This is a genomic window from Streptomyces sp. RLA131, assembly GCF_056270125.1.
Genome location: NZ_JBWDOQ010000002.1, coordinates 1,549,649 through 1,566,238, shown reverse-complemented (window position 1 = coordinate 1,566,238; position 16,590 = coordinate 1,549,649). Strand labels below are relative to the sequence as shown.

Genomic DNA, 16,590 nt, shown 5'->3' with positions numbered 1-16,590 from the left:
CAGTGGGCGCAGCAGCAGCCGCCGTCCCAGCCGCAGCCCATGCCCCAGCCGCAGTCTCGGTCTCAGCCCATGCCGCAGCCCATGCCGCAACCGCAGCCGTACCGGCAGCCGCAGCCGTACCCACGTGACCCGCGCGCGGCCCGGCAGCCGCGCCCGCCCCGGTACGCGGCCCAGCAGGAGTACGTCCCCAACGCGCACGCCGCGCCGCGGCCCAAGCGCCCGGCCCTGGCGGCCCTGTGCCTGGTCCTGGGCCTGGGCCTGCTCGGCGGCGCGGTCGTCGGCGCCGTCATCAACCACGACGCGGCGGCCGGGGTGCCCACGGCGGCGCAGGCCTCGGCCAGCGCCTTCGGCGCGACCCGCGCCCTGTGGCACAGCGCCCCGGTGGACACCCTGTTCCCCCGCACCGTCAAGGGCCGGGCGGCGGGCCCCGGCGGCGCCGACCGGACGTGGACGCGGATCGGGGTGGCGCCGGAGAGCGACTGCGCCGACGCCTTCGACCCACTGCTGGCCAAGGTGCTGGCCCCGGCCGGCTGTGTCCGGCTGCTCCGCGCCACCTACACCGACGCGACCTCCACCGACGTGACCACCGTCGGCATCCTGGTCACCAGGACCGACGCCGCCACCATGCTGGCGCTGCACAACCGCTGGAACGACGAACACCTGGGCTCCCGTACCGATCTGATGCCCCGTCCGGTGGCCTTCGCCGGTACGGCGGCCTCCGGCTTCGGGGACCGGCAGCGGGCGAGCTGGACGGTCGACGTCTCGGCCGACCTGCCGGTCGTCGTGTACGCGGTGAGCGGCTTCGCCGACGGCCGCGAGATCGACGTCCCGCAGCCCGCCTCCGCCGCCTCCGCCGACGGCGCGACCTCGGCCCCCGCCCAGTCCGGCCTCGGCAACGCCGCCGAGGCGCTGTCGGACGCGGTCGACGCCCGGGTGCGCAAGGCCGCCAGAGCCGTGAGCCCGTCCTCGGAGCCGCCGCGATGAGCCGGGTACGCGGCCTGCTGGCCGCCCTCGCAGCCGCGGCCGCCGTCGTCGCGAGCCCCGCCGCGCCCGCGCACGCCGACGCCGTACGCGACGCGGACTGGGCGCTCGGCGCACTCCACGCCGAGCAGGCCTGGCGTACCGCCAAGGGCGCCGGCGTCACCGTCGCCGTGCTGGACACCGGGGTCGACGACACCCACCCCGACCTGACCGGACAGGTGCTCGCCGGCAAGGACATGGTCGGCTTCGGGGCGGAGCGCGGTGACAGCTCCTGGGCCCGGCACGGCACCGGCATGGCCGGGATCATCGCCGGGCACGGCCACGGCGCGGGCCGCGCCGACGGTGTCCTCGGCATCGCGCCGGACGCGAAGATCCTCCCCGTACGGGTGATCCTGGAGGACAAGGACCCGCAGCGGAAGAAGGCCCGCACCACCCGCGGCGGGGCGCTCGCCGAGGGCATCCGCTGGGCCGCGGACCACGGCGCCGACGTCATCAACCTCTCGCTGGGCGACGACAGCAGCACCGCCCACCCCGAGCCGCAGGAGGACGAGGCGATCCAGTACGCCCTGGCCAAGGGTGTCGTGGTGGTGGCCTCGGCCGGCAACGGCGGCAAGGAGGGCAACCGCGCCTCCTATCCGGCCGCCTACCCCGGGGTGATCGCCGTCGCCGCCGTCGACCGCTACGGCAACCGGGCCGACTTCTCCACCCGCCGCTGGTACGCCGCCGTGGCCGCGCCCGGCGTCGACGTCGTCATCGCCGACCCCGACCGGCACTACTACGAGGGCTGGGGCACCAGCACCGCGTCCGCGTACGTCTCCGGCACGGCCGCGCTGATCCGCTCCGCCTATCCGAAGCTGAGCCCGGCCCAGATCAAGGAAGTCCTGGAGGACACCACCAGGGACAGTCCCGCCGGCGGGCGCAGCGACGACGTGGGGACCGGGCTGATCGACCCGGCCGCCGCGCTCAAGGCGGCGGCCGGACTCAAGCCGGTTCCGCAGGCTCCGGCCCCGTCGGCGTACGGGGAGAAGTACTTCGGTTCCGGGCCCGGTGCCGCCCGGCAGTCGTCGCAGGACGACGAGGGGGGCGGCCTGGGCGACGGCATCGCCGTCGGCTTCGCGGTCGCCGGGTGCGCGCTGGTCGCCATGGCGACCCGGCTGATGCGGCGCGGCCGGCGGGAGGCCCGGCGCGACGTCCCGCGCCACACCCCGCCGCCCCCGCCGCCGCCGGTCAGGAACCCGACTCCGCCGTGGCCTTGTTGAACGCCTTGACGGCCGCCTGCGCCGCCCCCTCGACGAGGGCGACGCCGCTGTTCATCGTGCTGCTGCCGCTGGAGGTCACCGCCACCAGGTAGGTGTGACCGCCGGAGGTCACCCGGCCGATGCTGTTGATGTCCCACAGGGCGGTCGTGCTCCTCTGCAGCCAGCCGTTCTTGACCTCGAAGTCCCCGGTGGACGCGCTCGGCACCCCCCAGTCCTGGTAGGTGCTGACCTGGCCCATCAGGCCCTGGATGTACGAGCGCGAGGCGGCGTTCAGCCCCGGTGCCCTGCCGAACACCACCTCCAGCAGCCGCAGTTGGTCGGCGGCCGTGGTCTGGGTCAGGCCCCACAGCACCCCGCTGCCGCCGCTGGTCCCGGTCAGCCCGAACCGCCGGTTGGCCGTGTCGAGCCCGGAGGCGGTGCCGATGGTCTGCCACAGGGTGCTGGCCGCGGTGTTGTCACTGTTCTCGATCATGACCTTGGCGGCGGCCTTCTCACTGTCCGTCAGCGCGCGCCCGGCGTCCTGCGCCTGGAGCAGCAGCGTCGCCAGGATGTCGACCTTGACGATGCTCGCCGTGTCGAAGGACCCGCTTCCGTACACGGCGCTGTCCCCGGACCCGGTGTCCAGGACGGCCACCGAGTACTTCGCGGCGGAACTCTTCGTCACGCCGGCCAGCGCCTTGTCGAGTACGTCGTCCCAGTCCACCAGGGGCTTGGTCGTCGCCATCGCGGCCACCGCGTTCGCCACCGCCTGGGTGGAGGAGGCCGACGCCGCCGGAGCGGCCGAGCCCGTTCCGCGTCCCTGGGCCTTCACATACGCGGTGGTCGCCAGCCCGGTGCCCAGCAGCAGTGTCGCCGCCACGGCCGTGACGACGACGGCGCGGGGGCCGGTGGCGCGGGAGCGGCGCCGGTCGGCGCGCCGCCGCGATGGGGCGGGACGGTCCGCGCTCTCAGAGGTCTCGGATGCCATGTCCCGGGACGCTAGATATCGAACCTGCGTGCCCCATGGGAGCAGGGTTAAAAGCCCGTAAGAAATTCCTGTCCGCGGGCCCGGCTACCCTCGACCCGTGGCCCTGAAGAACATTCCCGATCCCGGCTTCTCCGACGACGACGGCACCGCCGACCCCCGGCTCGCCGCCGCGCTCCTCGCGTACGACGCCTCACCCGCCGACCGCACGGCCGAGGGGGAGGTGCTCGCCGCGCTGCCCGCCGCGCGGCTGCTCGTGCCGGTGGTCGCACTGCTGGGAGAGGTCGAGGAGGTGGCCGCCGGACCGGCGGGAGAAACGCTGCGCCGCGAGAAGACCAGCGACATGGCCGTCCCCACGGTCCGGGCCGCCGACGGCCGGCGCGCCCTGCCCGCCTTCACCTCCACCGCCACGCTCGCCCGCTGGCGCCCCGACGCCCGCCCCGTCGCGGTGCCGCTGGGCCAGGCGCTCCAGGCCCTCGCGCACGAGGGTGCCGACACCCTGCTCATCGACATGGCCGGCCCCGCCCCCTACGCCCTCAGCGGCCCCGCTCTGCGCGCCGTCGCCGAGGGACGTCCGCTGGCCGACCCGCTCACCGACCCGTCGGTCCGCGAGGCGGTCCGTGCGGCGGTGGCCGCCGAGCCCGGCGTCGTACGGGCCTACCTGGTGCCGGCCGAGACCTCCGACGGGACGCTCGGCCTGGTGCTGGCGGAGGGCGCCGCGGTGGCCGAGGTCGCCCGGCGTGTGGCGCGGGCCCTGGCGGGTGACGAGGTGCTGCGCGGCACCCTGCGCCAGGGGCTGGACCTCGCCCTGCTGCCGGCCGGCGCCGGACTGCCGGGCGTACCGCTGTTCGAGCTGTAGCCGTAGCTGTGGGCGGCGGCGCTGACTGCCGCTACTTGCCGTACACCGGCCCGGTGAACTTCTCGCCGGGACCCTGGCCCGGCTCGTCCGCGACGAGCGAGGCCTCGCGGAAGGCGAGCTGGAGGGACTTCAGGCCGTCGCGCAGCGGGCCGGCGTGGTAGGAGCCGATCTCGGGGGCGCCGGCCGTGACGAGGCCGGCCAGGGCGGTGATGAGTTTGCGGGCCTCGTCCAGGTCCTTGTGGTCCGTGCCCTCCTCCGCGAGGCCGAGGTTGACCGCCGCGGCGCTCATCAGGTGGACGGCCACCGTCGTGATCACCTCGACCGCGGGGACGTCCGCGATGTCGCGGGTCATGGTGTCGAAGTCGGGGCGGTCGTTCTGCGGGGTCGCGTCGCTCATGCCTCACACGATAGGCCCCGTGTGGCCGATTACGGACTGCGGTCGATCGCTGGTATGCTTGACGATTGACCGGCTGGACACCTTGCGAGCTCCGTGCGAACAGGTCTTCAGCCCACAAGTGGAGGCTCCGATCTCCCACCTGGCCGACCGTAGAGGTCGGCGGGTTCCGGTCAGGCGGTGCACCGCGTCATCAGGACGTGCGTGCCACTGCCCGATGCGCCCCGCGGGAATGCCGCGGCGGTGCTCCCGGTTGTGAGGAGCCCCGCCTGTGACCCGTTTCGGGGCGTTTTTTGCGCCCTGGCCCGGGCCGGACGGATAACAATTGACGTAAACGCGGCTGTCGGCCAGTCAGTCGCGTGGTGCTACCGAGGAGGCCCCATCAGCGCCGAGCCCCGTATCAACGACCGGATTCGCGTCCCAGAAGTGCGACTCGTCGGTCCCAGTGGCGAGCAGGTCGGCATTGTGCCGCTTGCCAAGGCCCTGGAACTCGCGCAGGAGTACGACCTGGACTTGGTCGAGGTCGCGGCGACCGCACGTCCGCCGGTCTGCAAGCTCATGGACTACGGGAAGTTCAAGTACGAGTCGGCCATGAAGGCCCGTGAGGCGCGCAAGAACCAGGCGCACACGGTCATCAAGGAGATGAAGCTCCGGCCGAAGATCGACCCGCACGACTACGACACCAAAAAGGGTCACGTCGTCCGGTTCCTCAAGCAGGGCGACAAGGTCAAGATCACGATCATGTTCCGTGGCCGTGAGCAGTCCCGGCCCGAGCTGGGTCACCGGCTGCTCCAGCGGCTGGCGGGGGACGTCCAGGAGCTGGGCTTCGTGGAGTCCGCGCCGAAGCAGGACGGCCGAAACATGATCATGGTTCTCGGTCCGCACAAGAAGAAGACCGAGGCGATGGCCGAAGCCCGCGAGGCGCAGGCCGCCCGCAAGGCCGGTCGCCTGCCGGAGAACCCGTCGGACGTGGAGCAGCAGGCGTACGACGACGCTCTCGCAGCCGAGGCCGCCGAGGCCGCCGAGGCAGCCGAGGCCGGCGAAACCGCCGACGAAACCGCCGACGAGAACAACTGACGGCGTAGCCAGAGCCCGGGGCGACCGCTCCGGGCGCAATGAAGTACTGACGCTCTCCGTCCGCTTCGGCGGACGGGAGGGCCAGCGACGAGGAGACTACGGCGCCATGCCGAAGAACAAGACGCACAGCGGTGCGAGCAAGCGATTCAAGCTCACCGGCTCCGGCAAGGTTGTCCGTGAGCGTGCCGGCAAGCGCCACCTGCTTGAGCACAAGCCGTCGAGCAAGACCCGTGCCCTCACCGGCACCGTCGTGCTGGCCCCGGCCGACGCGAAGAAGATCAAGAAGCTTCTCGGCAAGTGAGCGCCGCGCCCCGTCCGGGGCGCGCCGCACATCACCGGGACCTATCCGTCTTTCGGGCCGCGTGAGTACCACCGCGGTCCTTCACTAGGAGTTATCAAGTGGCACGCGTCAAGCGGGCAGTCAACGCCCACAAGAAGCGCCGGGCGATCCTCGAAGCCGCCAGCGGCTACCGCGGTCAGCGCTCACGTCTGTACCGCAAGGCCAAGGAGCAGGTCACCCACTCCCTGGTCTACAACTACAACGACCGCAAGAAGCGCAAGGGCGACTTCCGTCAGCTGTGGATCCAGCGCATCAACGCCGCTGCCCGCGCCAACGGCATCACCTACAACCGCTTCATCCAGGGCCTCAAGGCCGCCCAGGTCGAGGTGGACCGCAAGATCCTCGCCGAGCTGGCCGTCAACGACGCCCCGGCGTTCGCCGCCCTGGTCGAGGTCGCCCAGAAGGCCCTTCCGGCTGACGTCAACGCCCCCAAGGCCGCCTGACGCGACGCCGCGCCTGCCCTGAGCGGGCACCGGGCCCGCAGGCGGATCGCCGCCTGCGGGCCCGCGGCGTGCCCGGGCCGTCCGCCCCGGACGAGGCGCCGGTGGCCGGGCGCGCACCCCGGCCCACAGCCACCGGTCACCGGCCCCCGGGCCGTCGGCGCCGCGGAACCTCTGCCCACGACCCACGAAATGAGACCCCGGACCATGCCCGGCCCCGAGCTGACCTCCCTGCGCTCCCCGCGTGTCACCGCCGCCCACCGGCTCGCCAAGCGCAGCTTCCGCGGCAAGGAGCGCCGGTTCATCGCCGAGGGTCCGCAGGCCGTCCGGGAGGCCGTCCCGCACCTCGTCGAGGTGTACGCGACGCCCGAGGCGGCCGGCCGGCACGCCGACATCCTCGCCGCCGCCCACGAGGCCGGCGTCCCCGTCCTCACCGCGACCCCCGAGGTCGTCGCGGAGATGTCGGACACGGTCACCCCGCAGGGCATCGTCGGGCTCTGCCGTTTCCTGGACCGGCCGTTCGAGGAGATCCTCGCCGCCCGCCCCCGGCTGGTCGCCGTCCTGGCCAACGTCCGCGACCCCGGCAACGCCGGCACCGTCCTGCGCTGCGCGGACGCCGCCGGGGCCGACGCCGTGGTCCTCACCGACGCCTCCGTCGACCTCTACAACCCCAAGGCCGTCCGGGCCTCGGCCGGCAGCCTCTTCCACCTCCCGGTCGCGGTCGGGGTGCCGGTGGAGACCGTCGTCCAGGGACTGCGGGGCGCCGGCGTGCGGCTGCTGGCCGCGGACGGCGCCGGGGAACGGGATCTGGACGCGGAGCTGGACGAGGGGTCGATGGGCGGGCCCACCGCCTGGATCTTCGGCAACGAGGCGTGGGGCCTGCCGGCACAGACCCGCGCACTCGCCGACGAGGTGGTACGGGTTCCCATCCACGGCCGCGCCGAAAGCCTCAACCTCGCCACGGCCGCCGCCGTCTGCCTCTATGCCTCCGCGCGGGCGCAGCGCGCTCCCGGAGGGTGCCGCACCGTAACAATCAGCTAGTAGGGTGGCGCCCCGGGGGCCCTGGAAGGGGGGACGCGGGGATGGAAGCCAGGACGACCGGCCGGTCCGCGCGGGACGCCCTGTCCGGCTGGGCGGAGATCCTCACCGAGTACGGCCTGACACCGGACGACCTGCCCGACGGCCTGGTGGTCGCCGACGAGAGCGGCCGGGTCATCTGCTTCAACACCGCCGCCGCCCGGATCACCGCCCTGCGCCCGCCCGCCGTCATCGGCCTGCCGATCGAGCAGGCCCTGCCGCTGGAGGACCTGGAGGGCCGCCGCTGGTGGACCGTCACCGACCCGTACCGGGGGCTGGCCATCCGCACCGGCCAGCCCGAGCGCAATCTGCTGCTCCCCGGCGGCCGCGAGGTGCTGGTCTCCGCCCGGTACGTCCGTACGTACCCCGGGGGTCCCCTCCACCGGCTGGTCGTCGCGCTGCGCGGCACCGAGGCCCGGCGGCGTACCGAGCGCAGCCACGCCGAGCTGATCGCCACCGTCGCGCACGAGCTGCGCTCCCCGCTGACCAGCGTCAAGGGCTTCACGGCCACGCTGCTGGCCAAGTGGGAGCGCTTCACCGACGACCAGAAGAAGCTGATGCTGGAGACGGTCTACGCCGACGCCAACCGCGTCACGCGGCTGATCGCCGAACTGCTCGACATCTCCCGGATCGACTCCGGCCGCCTGGAGCTGCGCCGCCAGCCGGTCGACATGGCCGCCGCCGTACGGCGCCACGTCGACGCGCAGGTCGCCGCCGGGCAGCGGCCCGAGCGCTTCGCCGTCCGTGTGGACCAGTCGCTGCCCGCGTTGTGGGCCGACCCCGACAAGATCGACCAGATCCTCGGCAACCTGCTGGAAAACGCGGTGCGGCACGGCGAGGGAACTGTCACCATCGAGGTGGCACCCGCGCCCTCCAAGGGGCAGACGGAAGGAACAGCGGTCACCGTGAGCGACGAAGGCCCCGGCATCCCCGAGGAGTCGGTGAGCCGCGTCTTCACCCGTTTCTGGCGGGGCAGCAAGCGCGGTGGCACCGGCCTGGGCCTGTACATCGTCAAGGGCATAGTCGAGGCCCACGGCGGCACCATCACGGTCGGCCGCGCGCCCGGCAGCGGCGCCCAGTTCCGATTTATCCTGCCCGTCGGGGCGCCGGCCTTCATGGCCTGAGCGACTGTGCGAGTTGTCCACAACCCCCGGCGGGCATGACCGGCGGATCATCGCGGTCCCAGTAGACTCGACCCTTGGCACGTGCCGGTCGGGCAGGCCGCGCCAGCACCCACATCGGAACGGGAAGAAATGTCGGCACCCAATAAGTCGTACGACCCTGTTGAGGTCGAGGCGTTGAAACCGGAACAGATCGAGCGCATGCGCGACGAGGCGCTCGCCGCGATCGCGTCGGCCGCCGACCTCGACGCGCTGCGCGAGGCGAAGGTCGCCCACAGTGGTGACCGCTCGCCGCTGGCGCTCGCCAACCGTGAGATCGGCGCCCTTCCGCCGCACGCGAAGGCCGAGGCCGGCAAGCGCGTCGGCCAGGCGCGCGGTGCGGTCAACCAGGCGCTGAAGGCCCGGCAGGAGGTGCTGGAGGCCGAGCGTGACGACCGTGTGCTGGTCGAGGAGGCGGTGGATGTCACCCTGCCCTACGACCGTGTCCCCGCCGGTGCCCGGCACCCGCTGACCACCCTCTCCGACCGGCTCGCCGACATCTTCGTGGCCATGGGCTACGAGGTCGCGGAGGGCCCCGAGGTCGAGGCCGAGTGGTTCAACTTCGACGCGCTGAACATCTGGTCGGACCACCCCGCCCGCACCATGCAGGACACGTTTTTCGTAGCCAATGGCAAGGCCAATGCCAAGGCCAAGGGCAGCGGCAAGAGCGCGGGCGGTGACGAGGAGAGCGGTGTCGTGCTGCGCACGCACACCTCCCCGGTGCAGATCCGCTCGCTGCTCGACCGCGAGCCGCCGGTCTACGTCATCTGCCCGGGCCGGGTCTACCGCGCCGACGAGCTGGACGCGACCCACACCCCGGTCTTCACCCAGATCGAACTGCTCGCCATCGACGAGGGCCTGACCATGGCCGACCTCAAGGGCACCCTCGACCACATGGTCCAGGCGCTCTTCGGGGACGACATCACCACCCGGCTGCGCCCCAACTACTTCCCCTTCACCGAGCCGTCCGCCGAGATGGACATGGCCTGCTACGTCTGCCGCGGCGAGTCGGTCGGCAACCCCGACCGCCCCTGCCGGACCTGCAGCAGCGAGGGCTGGATCGAGCTGGGCGGCTGCGGCATGGTCAACCCGCGGGTGCTCACCGCCTGCGGTGTGGACCCGCAGAAGTACAGCGGCTTCGCGTTCGGCTTCGGCATCGAGCGAATGCTGATGTTCCGTCACAACGTCGAGGACATGCGAGACATCGTCGAGGGTGACGTGCGTTTCACCCTTCCGTTCGGGATGGAGATCTGATGCGGGTCCCGCTTTCTTGGCTGCGGGAGTACGTCGACCTGCCCGCCGGTGAGACCGGCCGCGACGTCCAGGCCAAGCTCATTTCCGCCGGTCTCGAAGTCGAGACCGTCGAGCAGCTCGGCGCCGGGCTCAAGGGCCCGCTCGTCGTCGGCAGGGTGCTCACCATCGAGCAGCTGGAGGGCTTCAAGAAGCCCATCCGCTTCTGCACGGTCGACGTCGGCTCCGCGAACGGCACCGGTGAGCCGCAGGAGATCGTCTGCGGCGCCACCAACTTCGCCGTCGGCGACAAGGTCGTCGTCATCCTCCCCGGCGGTGTCCTGCCCGGGAACTTCGAGATCTCCGCGCGCAAGACCTACGGCCGGAACTCGCACGGCATGATCTGCTCCGGCTCCGAGCTGGGCATGGGCGACGACGGTTCGCACGGCATCATCGTGCTGCCGCCCGAGCACGAGGTGGGCAGCGACGCCATAGAGCTCCTGGAGCTCGTCGACGAGGTGCTCGACATCGCCGTCACCCCCGACCGGGGCTACTGCCTGTCGCTGCGCGGTGTCGCCCGCGAGACCGCCATCGCCTACGGGCTGCCGCTGCGCGACCCGGCCCTGCTCGACGTGCCCGGCCCCAACTCCTACGGCTACCCGGTCAAGGTCTCCGACCCGGTCGGCTGCGACCGCTTCACCGCCCGCACGGTGTCCGGCCTCGACCCCGAGACCCGGTCGCCGATCTGGCTCCAGCGGCGGCTGCAGAAGGCCGGCATGCGGCCGATCTCGCTCGCCGTGGACATCACCAACTACGTGATGCTGGAGCTGGGCCAGCCGCTGCACGCCTACGACCGCAGCCGGGTCGAGGGCACGATCGGTGTCCGCCGCGCACAGCCGGGCGAGAAGCTCACCACGCTCGACGGCACGGTCCGGGTCCTCGACCCCGAGGACCTGGTCATCACCGACAACCGCGGCCCGATCGGCCTGGCCGGCGTCATGGGCGGCGCCAACACCGAGATCGCCGACCACGACGAGGCCGACACCTCCGCCGCCACGACCGATGTCGTGATCGAGGCGGCGCACTTCGACCCGGTGGCCATCGCCCGGACGGCCCGCCGGCACAAGCTGTCCTCCGAGGCCTCCAAGCGCTTCGAGCGCGGCACCGACCCGCAGGCCGCCTCCGCCGCCGCCCAGCGCACGGTCGACCTGCTGGTGCTGCTGGCCGGCGGCACCGCCGAGGCCGGGGTCACCGAGATCATCGCGCCCTCCGCGCCGCACACCATCTCCATCCCCGCCGACCACCCCGACCGTGTCGCGGGCATGGAGTACGGCCGCGAGACCGTCGTACGCCGCCTCCAGCAGGTCGGCTGCGACGTCTACGGCGCGGACGACCTGGCGGTCACCGTGCCCAGCTGGCGGCCCGACCTCACCGACCCCAACGACCTCGCCGAGGAGGTCATCCGGCTGGAGGGGTACGAGAACCTGCCCTCCACCCTGCCCAAGCTGCCCTCCGGGCGCGGCCTGACGGAGTCGCAGAAGCTGCGCCGCCGGGTCGGCCGGGCGCTGGCCGGGGCCGGCTATGTCGAGATCCAGGCCTACCCGTTCCTCGGCGAGGGCGTCTTCGACCAGCTCGGCCTCGACGCGGACGACCCCCGCCGCACCACGGTCAGGATCGCCAACCCGCTCTCCGACGAGGAGCCCACGCTCCGTACGACGCTGCTGCCCGGGCTGCTGGCCACGCTGCGCCGCAACACCGGCCGGGGCGCGCACGACGTGGCGCTCTTCGAGACCGGCCTGGTCTTCCGCCCCAGCGGGGAGGAGCCCGCGCCGCCGCGTCTGCCGGTCGACCGCCGCCCGACGGACGCCGAGATCGCCGCGCTCGACGCCGCGCTGCCCCGGCAGCCGCGCCGCGTCGCGGTCGTCCTGACCGGCGCCCGCGAGCAGGCCGGCTGGTGGGGCCAGGGTCACCCGGCGGGCTGGGCCGACGCGGTCGAGGCCGGCCGGATCATCGCCCGCGAGGCCGGGGTCGAGCTGACCGTCCGCAAGGACCAGCACGCCCCCTGGCACCCGGGCCGCTGCGCCGCGCTCCACGCCGGGGGCACCCTGGTCGGCCACGCCGGCGAGCTGCACCCCCGGGTGATCAAGGCGCTGCACCTGCCCGAGCGCACCTCGGCCATGGAGCTGGACCTCGACGGCCTGGAGCGGGCCATTGCCGGTCCGGTCGTCGCGCCCCGCGTGTCCGCCTTCCCGGTGGCCACGCAGGACGTCGCTCTCGTCGTCGAGGACTCCGTCCCGGCCGCCGACGTCGAGGCCGCCCTGCGCGACGGCGCCGGCCAACTCCTCGAATCGCTGCGCCTGTTCGACATCTTCACCGGCGAACAGATCGGCGAGGGCAAGAAGTCCCTGGCCTACGCGCTGCGTTTCCGGGCCGCCGACCGCACCCTGACGGCCGACGAGGCGTCCGCCGCCCGTGACGCGGCCGTCACGGTGGCCGCCGACCGCACCGGCGCGGTGCTGCGCGGCGCGTAACCCCGGGTTGTCCTCAAGCGCCGGGCCGGCTGACTCTCAGCGCCCCCAGCTACCGCTGGGCGGGGGAGTGCCCCCGGCCCGGCGTTTGAGGACAGAGCACCTTCCTTCCCGGAGTGCCGCGCCGCCGATCCTTCTCATCCTTGGTAGATCTAATGGGCGTTCGATGAAGAAAACGCTCATATCGCGGATCGCGGATCGCGTCCAAGAGAAGGAGGGCACGGATGGCCACGCCCACCGGCACCGCTCCCGCAGGAGAGGTGATCACCGTCGTCGGACCCGCCGGTGAGCAGCGCGACCGGATGCTGCTCGCGCTCGGCCGGGCCGGCTGGGCCACCGCGGTCTGTGAACGCACCGACGACGTGACGGAAGTACCGGGGGCGGGACCGTACGTCCGCCGGATGGTGCTGCTGCCCCGCGCGGACGGGCCGCCGGGCCCGGCGTGACGCCGGTCATTGACAAGCGACTCGCCAGTAGCTTGTCATGTCCAGATGCCGTCCATGATCGGGCGTCGGGAACTTCTCGACCAGGCCCGGACACAGCTGACCGCCGTTCCCGGCGTCCTGCTGTACGGACCGGCCGGTATCGGCAGGACCACCCTGGTCCAGGCGCTCACCCCGCCGCACGACCGCGCGGCGCCGGACTGCGGCGGCACCCTGCTGCGCTGCGCCCCCGCCGCCGAGGACGCCAGACTGCCCTTCGTCGGCCTGATCGACCTCTTCACCGCGGTGCCCGGCCGCTACGTCGACGCGCTGCCGCCCGCCACCGGGGCGGCGCTGCGCGCGGCCCTGCTGCGCGGGCGCGCCCCGGCCGGTGACCGCGGCCGGCTCGCGGTCCGGGTCGCGGTGCTCGACGTCCTGGCGGCGCTGGCCGCCGACGGCCCGCTGCACCTGGTCATCGACGACCTGCAGTGGCTCGACCAGCCCAGCGGCGAGGTCCTCGGCTTCGCCCTGCGCCGGCTCGACCCCGGTACGGGACTGCGGTTCCTCGCCGCCGAGCGGGTGGCCGACGGGCAGCAGCCCACCCGGCTGCCCTGCTGCCCGCCCGGCACCGCCGAGATCCGGGTACCGCCGCTGTCCGGCGCCGAGTCGGAGGCGCTGCTGCGCGCGGACACCGGCGACCGGCTCCCGGCGGTCGCCCTGCGGGCCGTCGGGCACGCCGCCGGGGGCAACCCGCTCTACGGTCTCGAACTCGGCCGCGCCGTGCTCCGCGAAGGGCTGCCCGCCACTCCGGGCGGCCCGCTGCCGGTACCGCCGAGGCTGCGCGCCCTGCTGCTCGACCGGGTCCGCCGGCTCCCCGCGGCCGCCCGGCACACCCTGCTCGTGGCCGGCGCCGCCGAGCGCCCCACCCTGACCCTGCTGCACGCCGCCGGGGTGCCGCACCCCGCCCGTGACCTCGGTTCCGCCGAGAACCTCGGCATCGCCGCCGCCGACGCCGACGGCACCGTACGCTTCCGGCACCCGCTGATCCGCGCCGCCGTCCACGCCGACGCCCCCGAGCACAGCCGGCGCGCGGTGCACGCACTGCTGGCCGGTGCGGTCACCGAGCCCGTCCAGCGGGCCCGGCACCTCGCCCTCGCCCACCCCTACGAGGACGAGGCCACCGCCCGCACCCTCATCGCCGCCGCCGGGCACCGCCCGCCGCTCCGGAGACCCCGCCGTCGCCGCCGAACTGGCCGAACTCGCCGCCCGCCGCACCCCGCGGGCGCTGCCGGGCGAGCGGGCCGACCGGCTGCTGGCCGCCGCCGGGTACGCCTGCGACGCCGGGCTGCGCGACGAGGCCGCCCGGACCGCGCAGACCGTACTGACCGGCGCGGCGTCCGCCACCCACCGGGTACGGGCCCGGCTCATCCTGCTCGGCAACGCCGGCCAGGCACTCGCCGGCACCGCCCGCCTCATCGACGAGGGCCTCGCAGAATCCGCCGGGCACCCCGGGCTTCAGGCCCGGCTCCACCACTGGGCCGCCGTCCGCCACCTCCTGGGCGGCCGCCCGGCCCGGGCCGCCACCCACGCCCGGCAGGCCGCCGACCGGGCCCGCGAGGCCGGCCCCGACGCGGCGGACACCCTGCTCGCCGCCCTCGCCCTGCTCGCCCGCCTCCAGGCCCTGCACGGAGACACGGCCGCCGCCGACCGCGCCCTGCGGGACGCCCTCGCCCTGCTCGGCGGCCGCGACGACGAACCCGGCGCCTGGGGCCTGATCCGTACCGGGGCCCTGCTGGCCGCCGACGCCGACCGGGTCACCGACGCCCACGAGGAGGTCACCGAGCTCCTCGCCCGCATCGGCGACATCGCCGGGGTCGAGGAAACCGTCGCCACCCTGGTCGCCCTCACCCGCATCCAGGTCAGGGCCGGCCTCTGCCACGAGGCGCTGGCCGGCGCCGCCCGGATCGCCCGGCTACCCGCCGGGGCCGGCAGCGCCTCACCGCCCGCCCTCTACGCCGTCGCCCTCGCCGAGATCGCCGGCGGCGACACCGGCAACGCCATCCGGCTCGCCGAACGTGCCGTCCGGGCCTGCGAGGCCGACGGCGACCAGCTCTTCCTGCTGCGCGCCCTCGCCGCCCTCGGCCAGGCCCACGCGCTGGCCGGCGGCAGCCACGGCAACGCCGCCGCCGTAGAGGCCCTGCAACGGGTGCGCCGCGCCGGGGAGTCGATGGGCATCGCCGACCCGGCCGCCCTGCGCTGGTACGCCGACCTCGCCGAAGCCCTGGTCGTCCTCGGCGAGACCGACGCGGCCGGCGAGGTCCTCCAGGCCGCCCACCGCCGCACCGGCCGGCAGACCCCCGGCAGCGGCCTCGCCGCCCTCGAACGTGCCGAGGGCCTGCGGGAGGCCGCCCTCGGCCGCGCCGGGAAGGGCGTCTCCCGGCTGCAGTCCGCCGCCGACCGGCTCCGGAACCTGCCGCTGCCGGTCGACCTGGCCCGCACGCTCATCGCCCTCGGCGCCGTCGAACGCCGCTCCCGGCGCCGTACCGCCGCCCGGGCCGCCCTCACCGAGGCCCTGCGCATCTGCGGCGAGGCCGGGGCCGCGCCCCTGGCGGCCAAGGCCCGGGAGGAACTGGGCCGCCTGGACGCGGTGGAACGCGGCGGCGGGGGAGGACCCCGGCTCACCGCCACCGAGCACCGGGTCGCCACCCTGGTAGGCGGCGGCGCCACCAACCGCGAGGTCGCCGCCGAGCTGTTCATCAGCGTCAAGACCGTCGAGGGAACGCTCTCCCGCATCTACCGCAAGTTCGGCGTCCGCTCCCGTACGGCCCTGGCCCACGCCATGGCCGCCGCCGTCATCGCCTCCGGCGCCGCGCTCGTCCCCGTGGACCTCGACATCGACGCCGCGGATTCCCGCACCGTGACCGTCACGGTCCCGCTGGACGGCGCGGCCCGGCCGCGCCGCTGAACTACGCGCTGAACTACGCGTAGTCGTAGAAGCCGTGGCCGGTCTTACGACCCAGCCGCCCCGCGTCGACCATGCGCTGGAGGAGCGGCGGAGCGGCGTACAGGGGCTCCTTGTACTCGTGATACATCGAGTCGGCGACCGAGGCGACCGTGTCGAGGCCGATGAGGTCGGAGAGCTTGAGCGGGCCCATGGGGTGGGCGCAGCCCAGTTCCATGCCGTTGTCGATGTCCTCGCGGCTGGCTATACCGGACTCGAACATCCGGATCGAGGAGAGCAGATAGGGGATGAGCAGCGCGTTCACGATGAACCCGGAGCGGTCCTGGGCGCGGATCGCGTGCTTGCCCAGCACATCCGTGACGAGCTTCTCGGCTCGCAGCAGGGTCTGGTCGCCGGTGGTGAGCGCGGGGATGAGCTCGACCAGGTTCTGCACCGGGGCGGGGTTGAAGAAGTGGATGCCCAGGACCTGGTCGGGGCGTGAGGTGGCGACCGCGAGCTTGACCAGGGGGATGGAGGAGGTGTTGGAGGCCAGGATGGCGTCGGGGCGGCTCACGACCTGGTCGAGGACCTGGAAGATCTCGGTCTTGACCTGCTCGTTCTCCACGACGGCCTCGATGACGAGATCCCGGTCGGCGAACTCGCCCAGATCCGTGGTGAAGGACAGCCGCCCCAGGGCCGCGTCCCGCTCGTCCTGGGTGATCTTGCCGCGCTCGGCGGCCTTGGTGAGGGAGTTGGTCAGCCGCGTGCGGCCGAACTCCAGGGCCTCACCGGTGGTCTCGGCGACCCGGACGTCGAGCCCGGCACGGGCGCACACCTCCGCGATGCCCGCGCCCATCTGGCCGCAGCCCACCACACCGACGTTCTGGATGTCGTTCAACGCTCTGGCCTCTTCCTCTC

At 73.7% G+C, this 16,590-nt stretch carries 15 protein-coding genes and 1 pseudogene; 13 read left to right on the top strand and 3 right to left on the bottom strand.

The features are described from left to right. Positions 1–81 precede the first annotated feature (81 nt). The gene (locus RWE79_RS08090; RefSeq protein ID WP_475939333.1) at positions 82–984 is read left to right on the top strand and encodes a hypothetical protein; all 903 of its coding nucleotides are present in this window, start codon (positions 82–84) and stop codon (positions 982–984) included. After that, positions 981–2,240: a type VII secretion-associated serine protease mycosin gene (gene mycP / locus RWE79_RS08085; protein ID WP_475939332.1), complete on the top strand. Its 1,260-nt coding sequence runs from the start codon at positions 981–983 to the stop codon at positions 2,238–2,240. The genes RWE79_RS08090 and mycP overlap by 4 nt, the downstream gene beginning before the upstream one ends. Here the strand turns inward: mycP and RWE79_RS08080 are convergent. Continuing rightward, positions 2,209–3,207, bottom strand: coding sequence for a serine hydrolase (locus tag RWE79_RS08080; RefSeq protein ID WP_475939331.1), 999 nt, complete (start codon positions 3,205–3,207; stop codon positions 2,209–2,211). The genes mycP and RWE79_RS08080 overlap by 32 nt on opposite strands. A gap of 97 nt (positions 3,208–3,304) precedes the next feature. On the opposite strand from RWE79_RS08080, the gene RWE79_RS08075 reads away from it, so the two are divergent. Continuing rightward, positions 3,305–4,063, top strand: coding sequence for an SseB family protein (locus RWE79_RS08075; RefSeq protein ID WP_475939330.1), 759 nt, complete (start codon positions 3,305–3,307; stop codon positions 4,061–4,063). 31 nt (positions 4,064–4,094) lie between these two features. Here RWE79_RS08075 and RWE79_RS08070 read toward each other — a convergent pair whose 3' ends face one another. Further along, entirely contained in the window at positions 4,095–4,460 is a 366-nt protein-coding gene (locus tag RWE79_RS08070) for a DUF1844 domain-containing protein (RefSeq protein WP_475939329.1), read from the bottom strand. Between the two features lie 321 nt (positions 4,461–4,781). Between RWE79_RS08070 and infC the strand changes: the two genes are divergently transcribed. From infC to RWE79_RS08020, 10 genes and pseudogenes are all read left to right on the top strand, one after another. Further along, positions 4,782–5,534: a translation initiation factor IF-3 gene (infC, locus tag RWE79_RS08065; RefSeq protein WP_475945668.1), complete on the top strand. Its 753-nt coding sequence runs from the start codon at positions 4,782–4,784 to the stop codon at positions 5,532–5,534. A gap of 106 nt (positions 5,535–5,640) precedes the next feature. Next, positions 5,641–5,835: a 50S ribosomal protein L35 gene (gene rpmI / locus RWE79_RS08060; RefSeq protein ID WP_475939328.1), complete on the top strand. Its 195-nt coding sequence runs from the start codon at positions 5,641–5,643 to the stop codon at positions 5,833–5,835. Positions 5,836–5,933: 98 nt separating this feature from the next. Beyond that, positions 5,934–6,317 carry a 50S ribosomal protein L20 gene (gene rplT / locus RWE79_RS08055; protein ID WP_475939327.1) on the top strand — a complete coding sequence of 128 codons (384 nt, stop codon included), beginning with the start codon at positions 5,934–5,936 and terminating at the stop codon, positions 6,315–6,317. A 204-nt stretch (positions 6,318–6,521) separates the two neighbouring features. Then, on the top strand, positions 6,522–7,355 hold the full coding sequence (locus RWE79_RS08050; protein WP_475939326.1) for a TrmH family RNA methyltransferase: 834 nt from the start codon (positions 6,522–6,524) through the stop codon (positions 7,353–7,355). A gap of 41 nt (positions 7,356–7,396) precedes the next feature. Then, a complete protein-coding gene (locus RWE79_RS08045) occupies positions 7,397–8,515 on the top strand; it encodes a sensor histidine kinase (RefSeq protein WP_475939325.1) in 1,119 nt (372 codons plus the stop codon). A 129-nt stretch (positions 8,516–8,644) separates the two neighbouring features. Continuing rightward, positions 8,645–9,805, top strand: a complete 1,161-nt coding sequence (gene pheS, locus RWE79_RS08040) for a phenylalanine--tRNA ligase subunit alpha (RefSeq protein ID WP_475939324.1) — start codon at positions 8,645–8,647, stop codon at positions 9,803–9,805. Next, complete coding sequence (gene pheT, locus RWE79_RS08035) at positions 9,805–12,312, top strand: phenylalanine--tRNA ligase subunit beta (RefSeq protein ID WP_475939323.1); 2,508 nt, start codon at positions 9,805–9,807, stop codon at positions 12,310–12,312. The genes pheS and pheT overlap by 1 nt, the downstream gene beginning before the upstream one ends. A gap of 221 nt (positions 12,313–12,533) precedes the next feature. Then, entirely contained in the window at positions 12,534–12,755 is a 222-nt protein-coding gene (locus tag RWE79_RS08030; RefSeq protein ID WP_475939322.1) for a hypothetical protein, read from the top strand. 45 nt (positions 12,756–12,800) lie between these two features. Continuing rightward, positions 12,801–13,217 (top strand): annotated as a pseudogene (locus RWE79_RS08025) (ATP-binding protein); the annotation flags it as partial. A gap of 625 nt (positions 13,218–13,842) precedes the next feature. Further along, entirely contained in the window at positions 13,843–15,696 is a 1,854-nt protein-coding gene (locus RWE79_RS08020) for a helix-turn-helix domain-containing protein (protein ID WP_475939321.1), read from the top strand. Positions 15,697–15,709: 13 nt separating this feature from the next. Here the strand turns inward: RWE79_RS08020 and RWE79_RS08015 are convergent, their stop codons facing one another. After that, the gene (locus RWE79_RS08015) at positions 15,710–16,570 is read right to left on the bottom strand and encodes a 3-hydroxybutyryl-CoA dehydrogenase (RefSeq protein ID WP_475939320.1); all 861 of its coding nucleotides are present in this window, start codon (positions 16,568–16,570) and stop codon (positions 15,710–15,712) included. Positions 16,571–16,590: the final 20 nt, after the last annotated feature.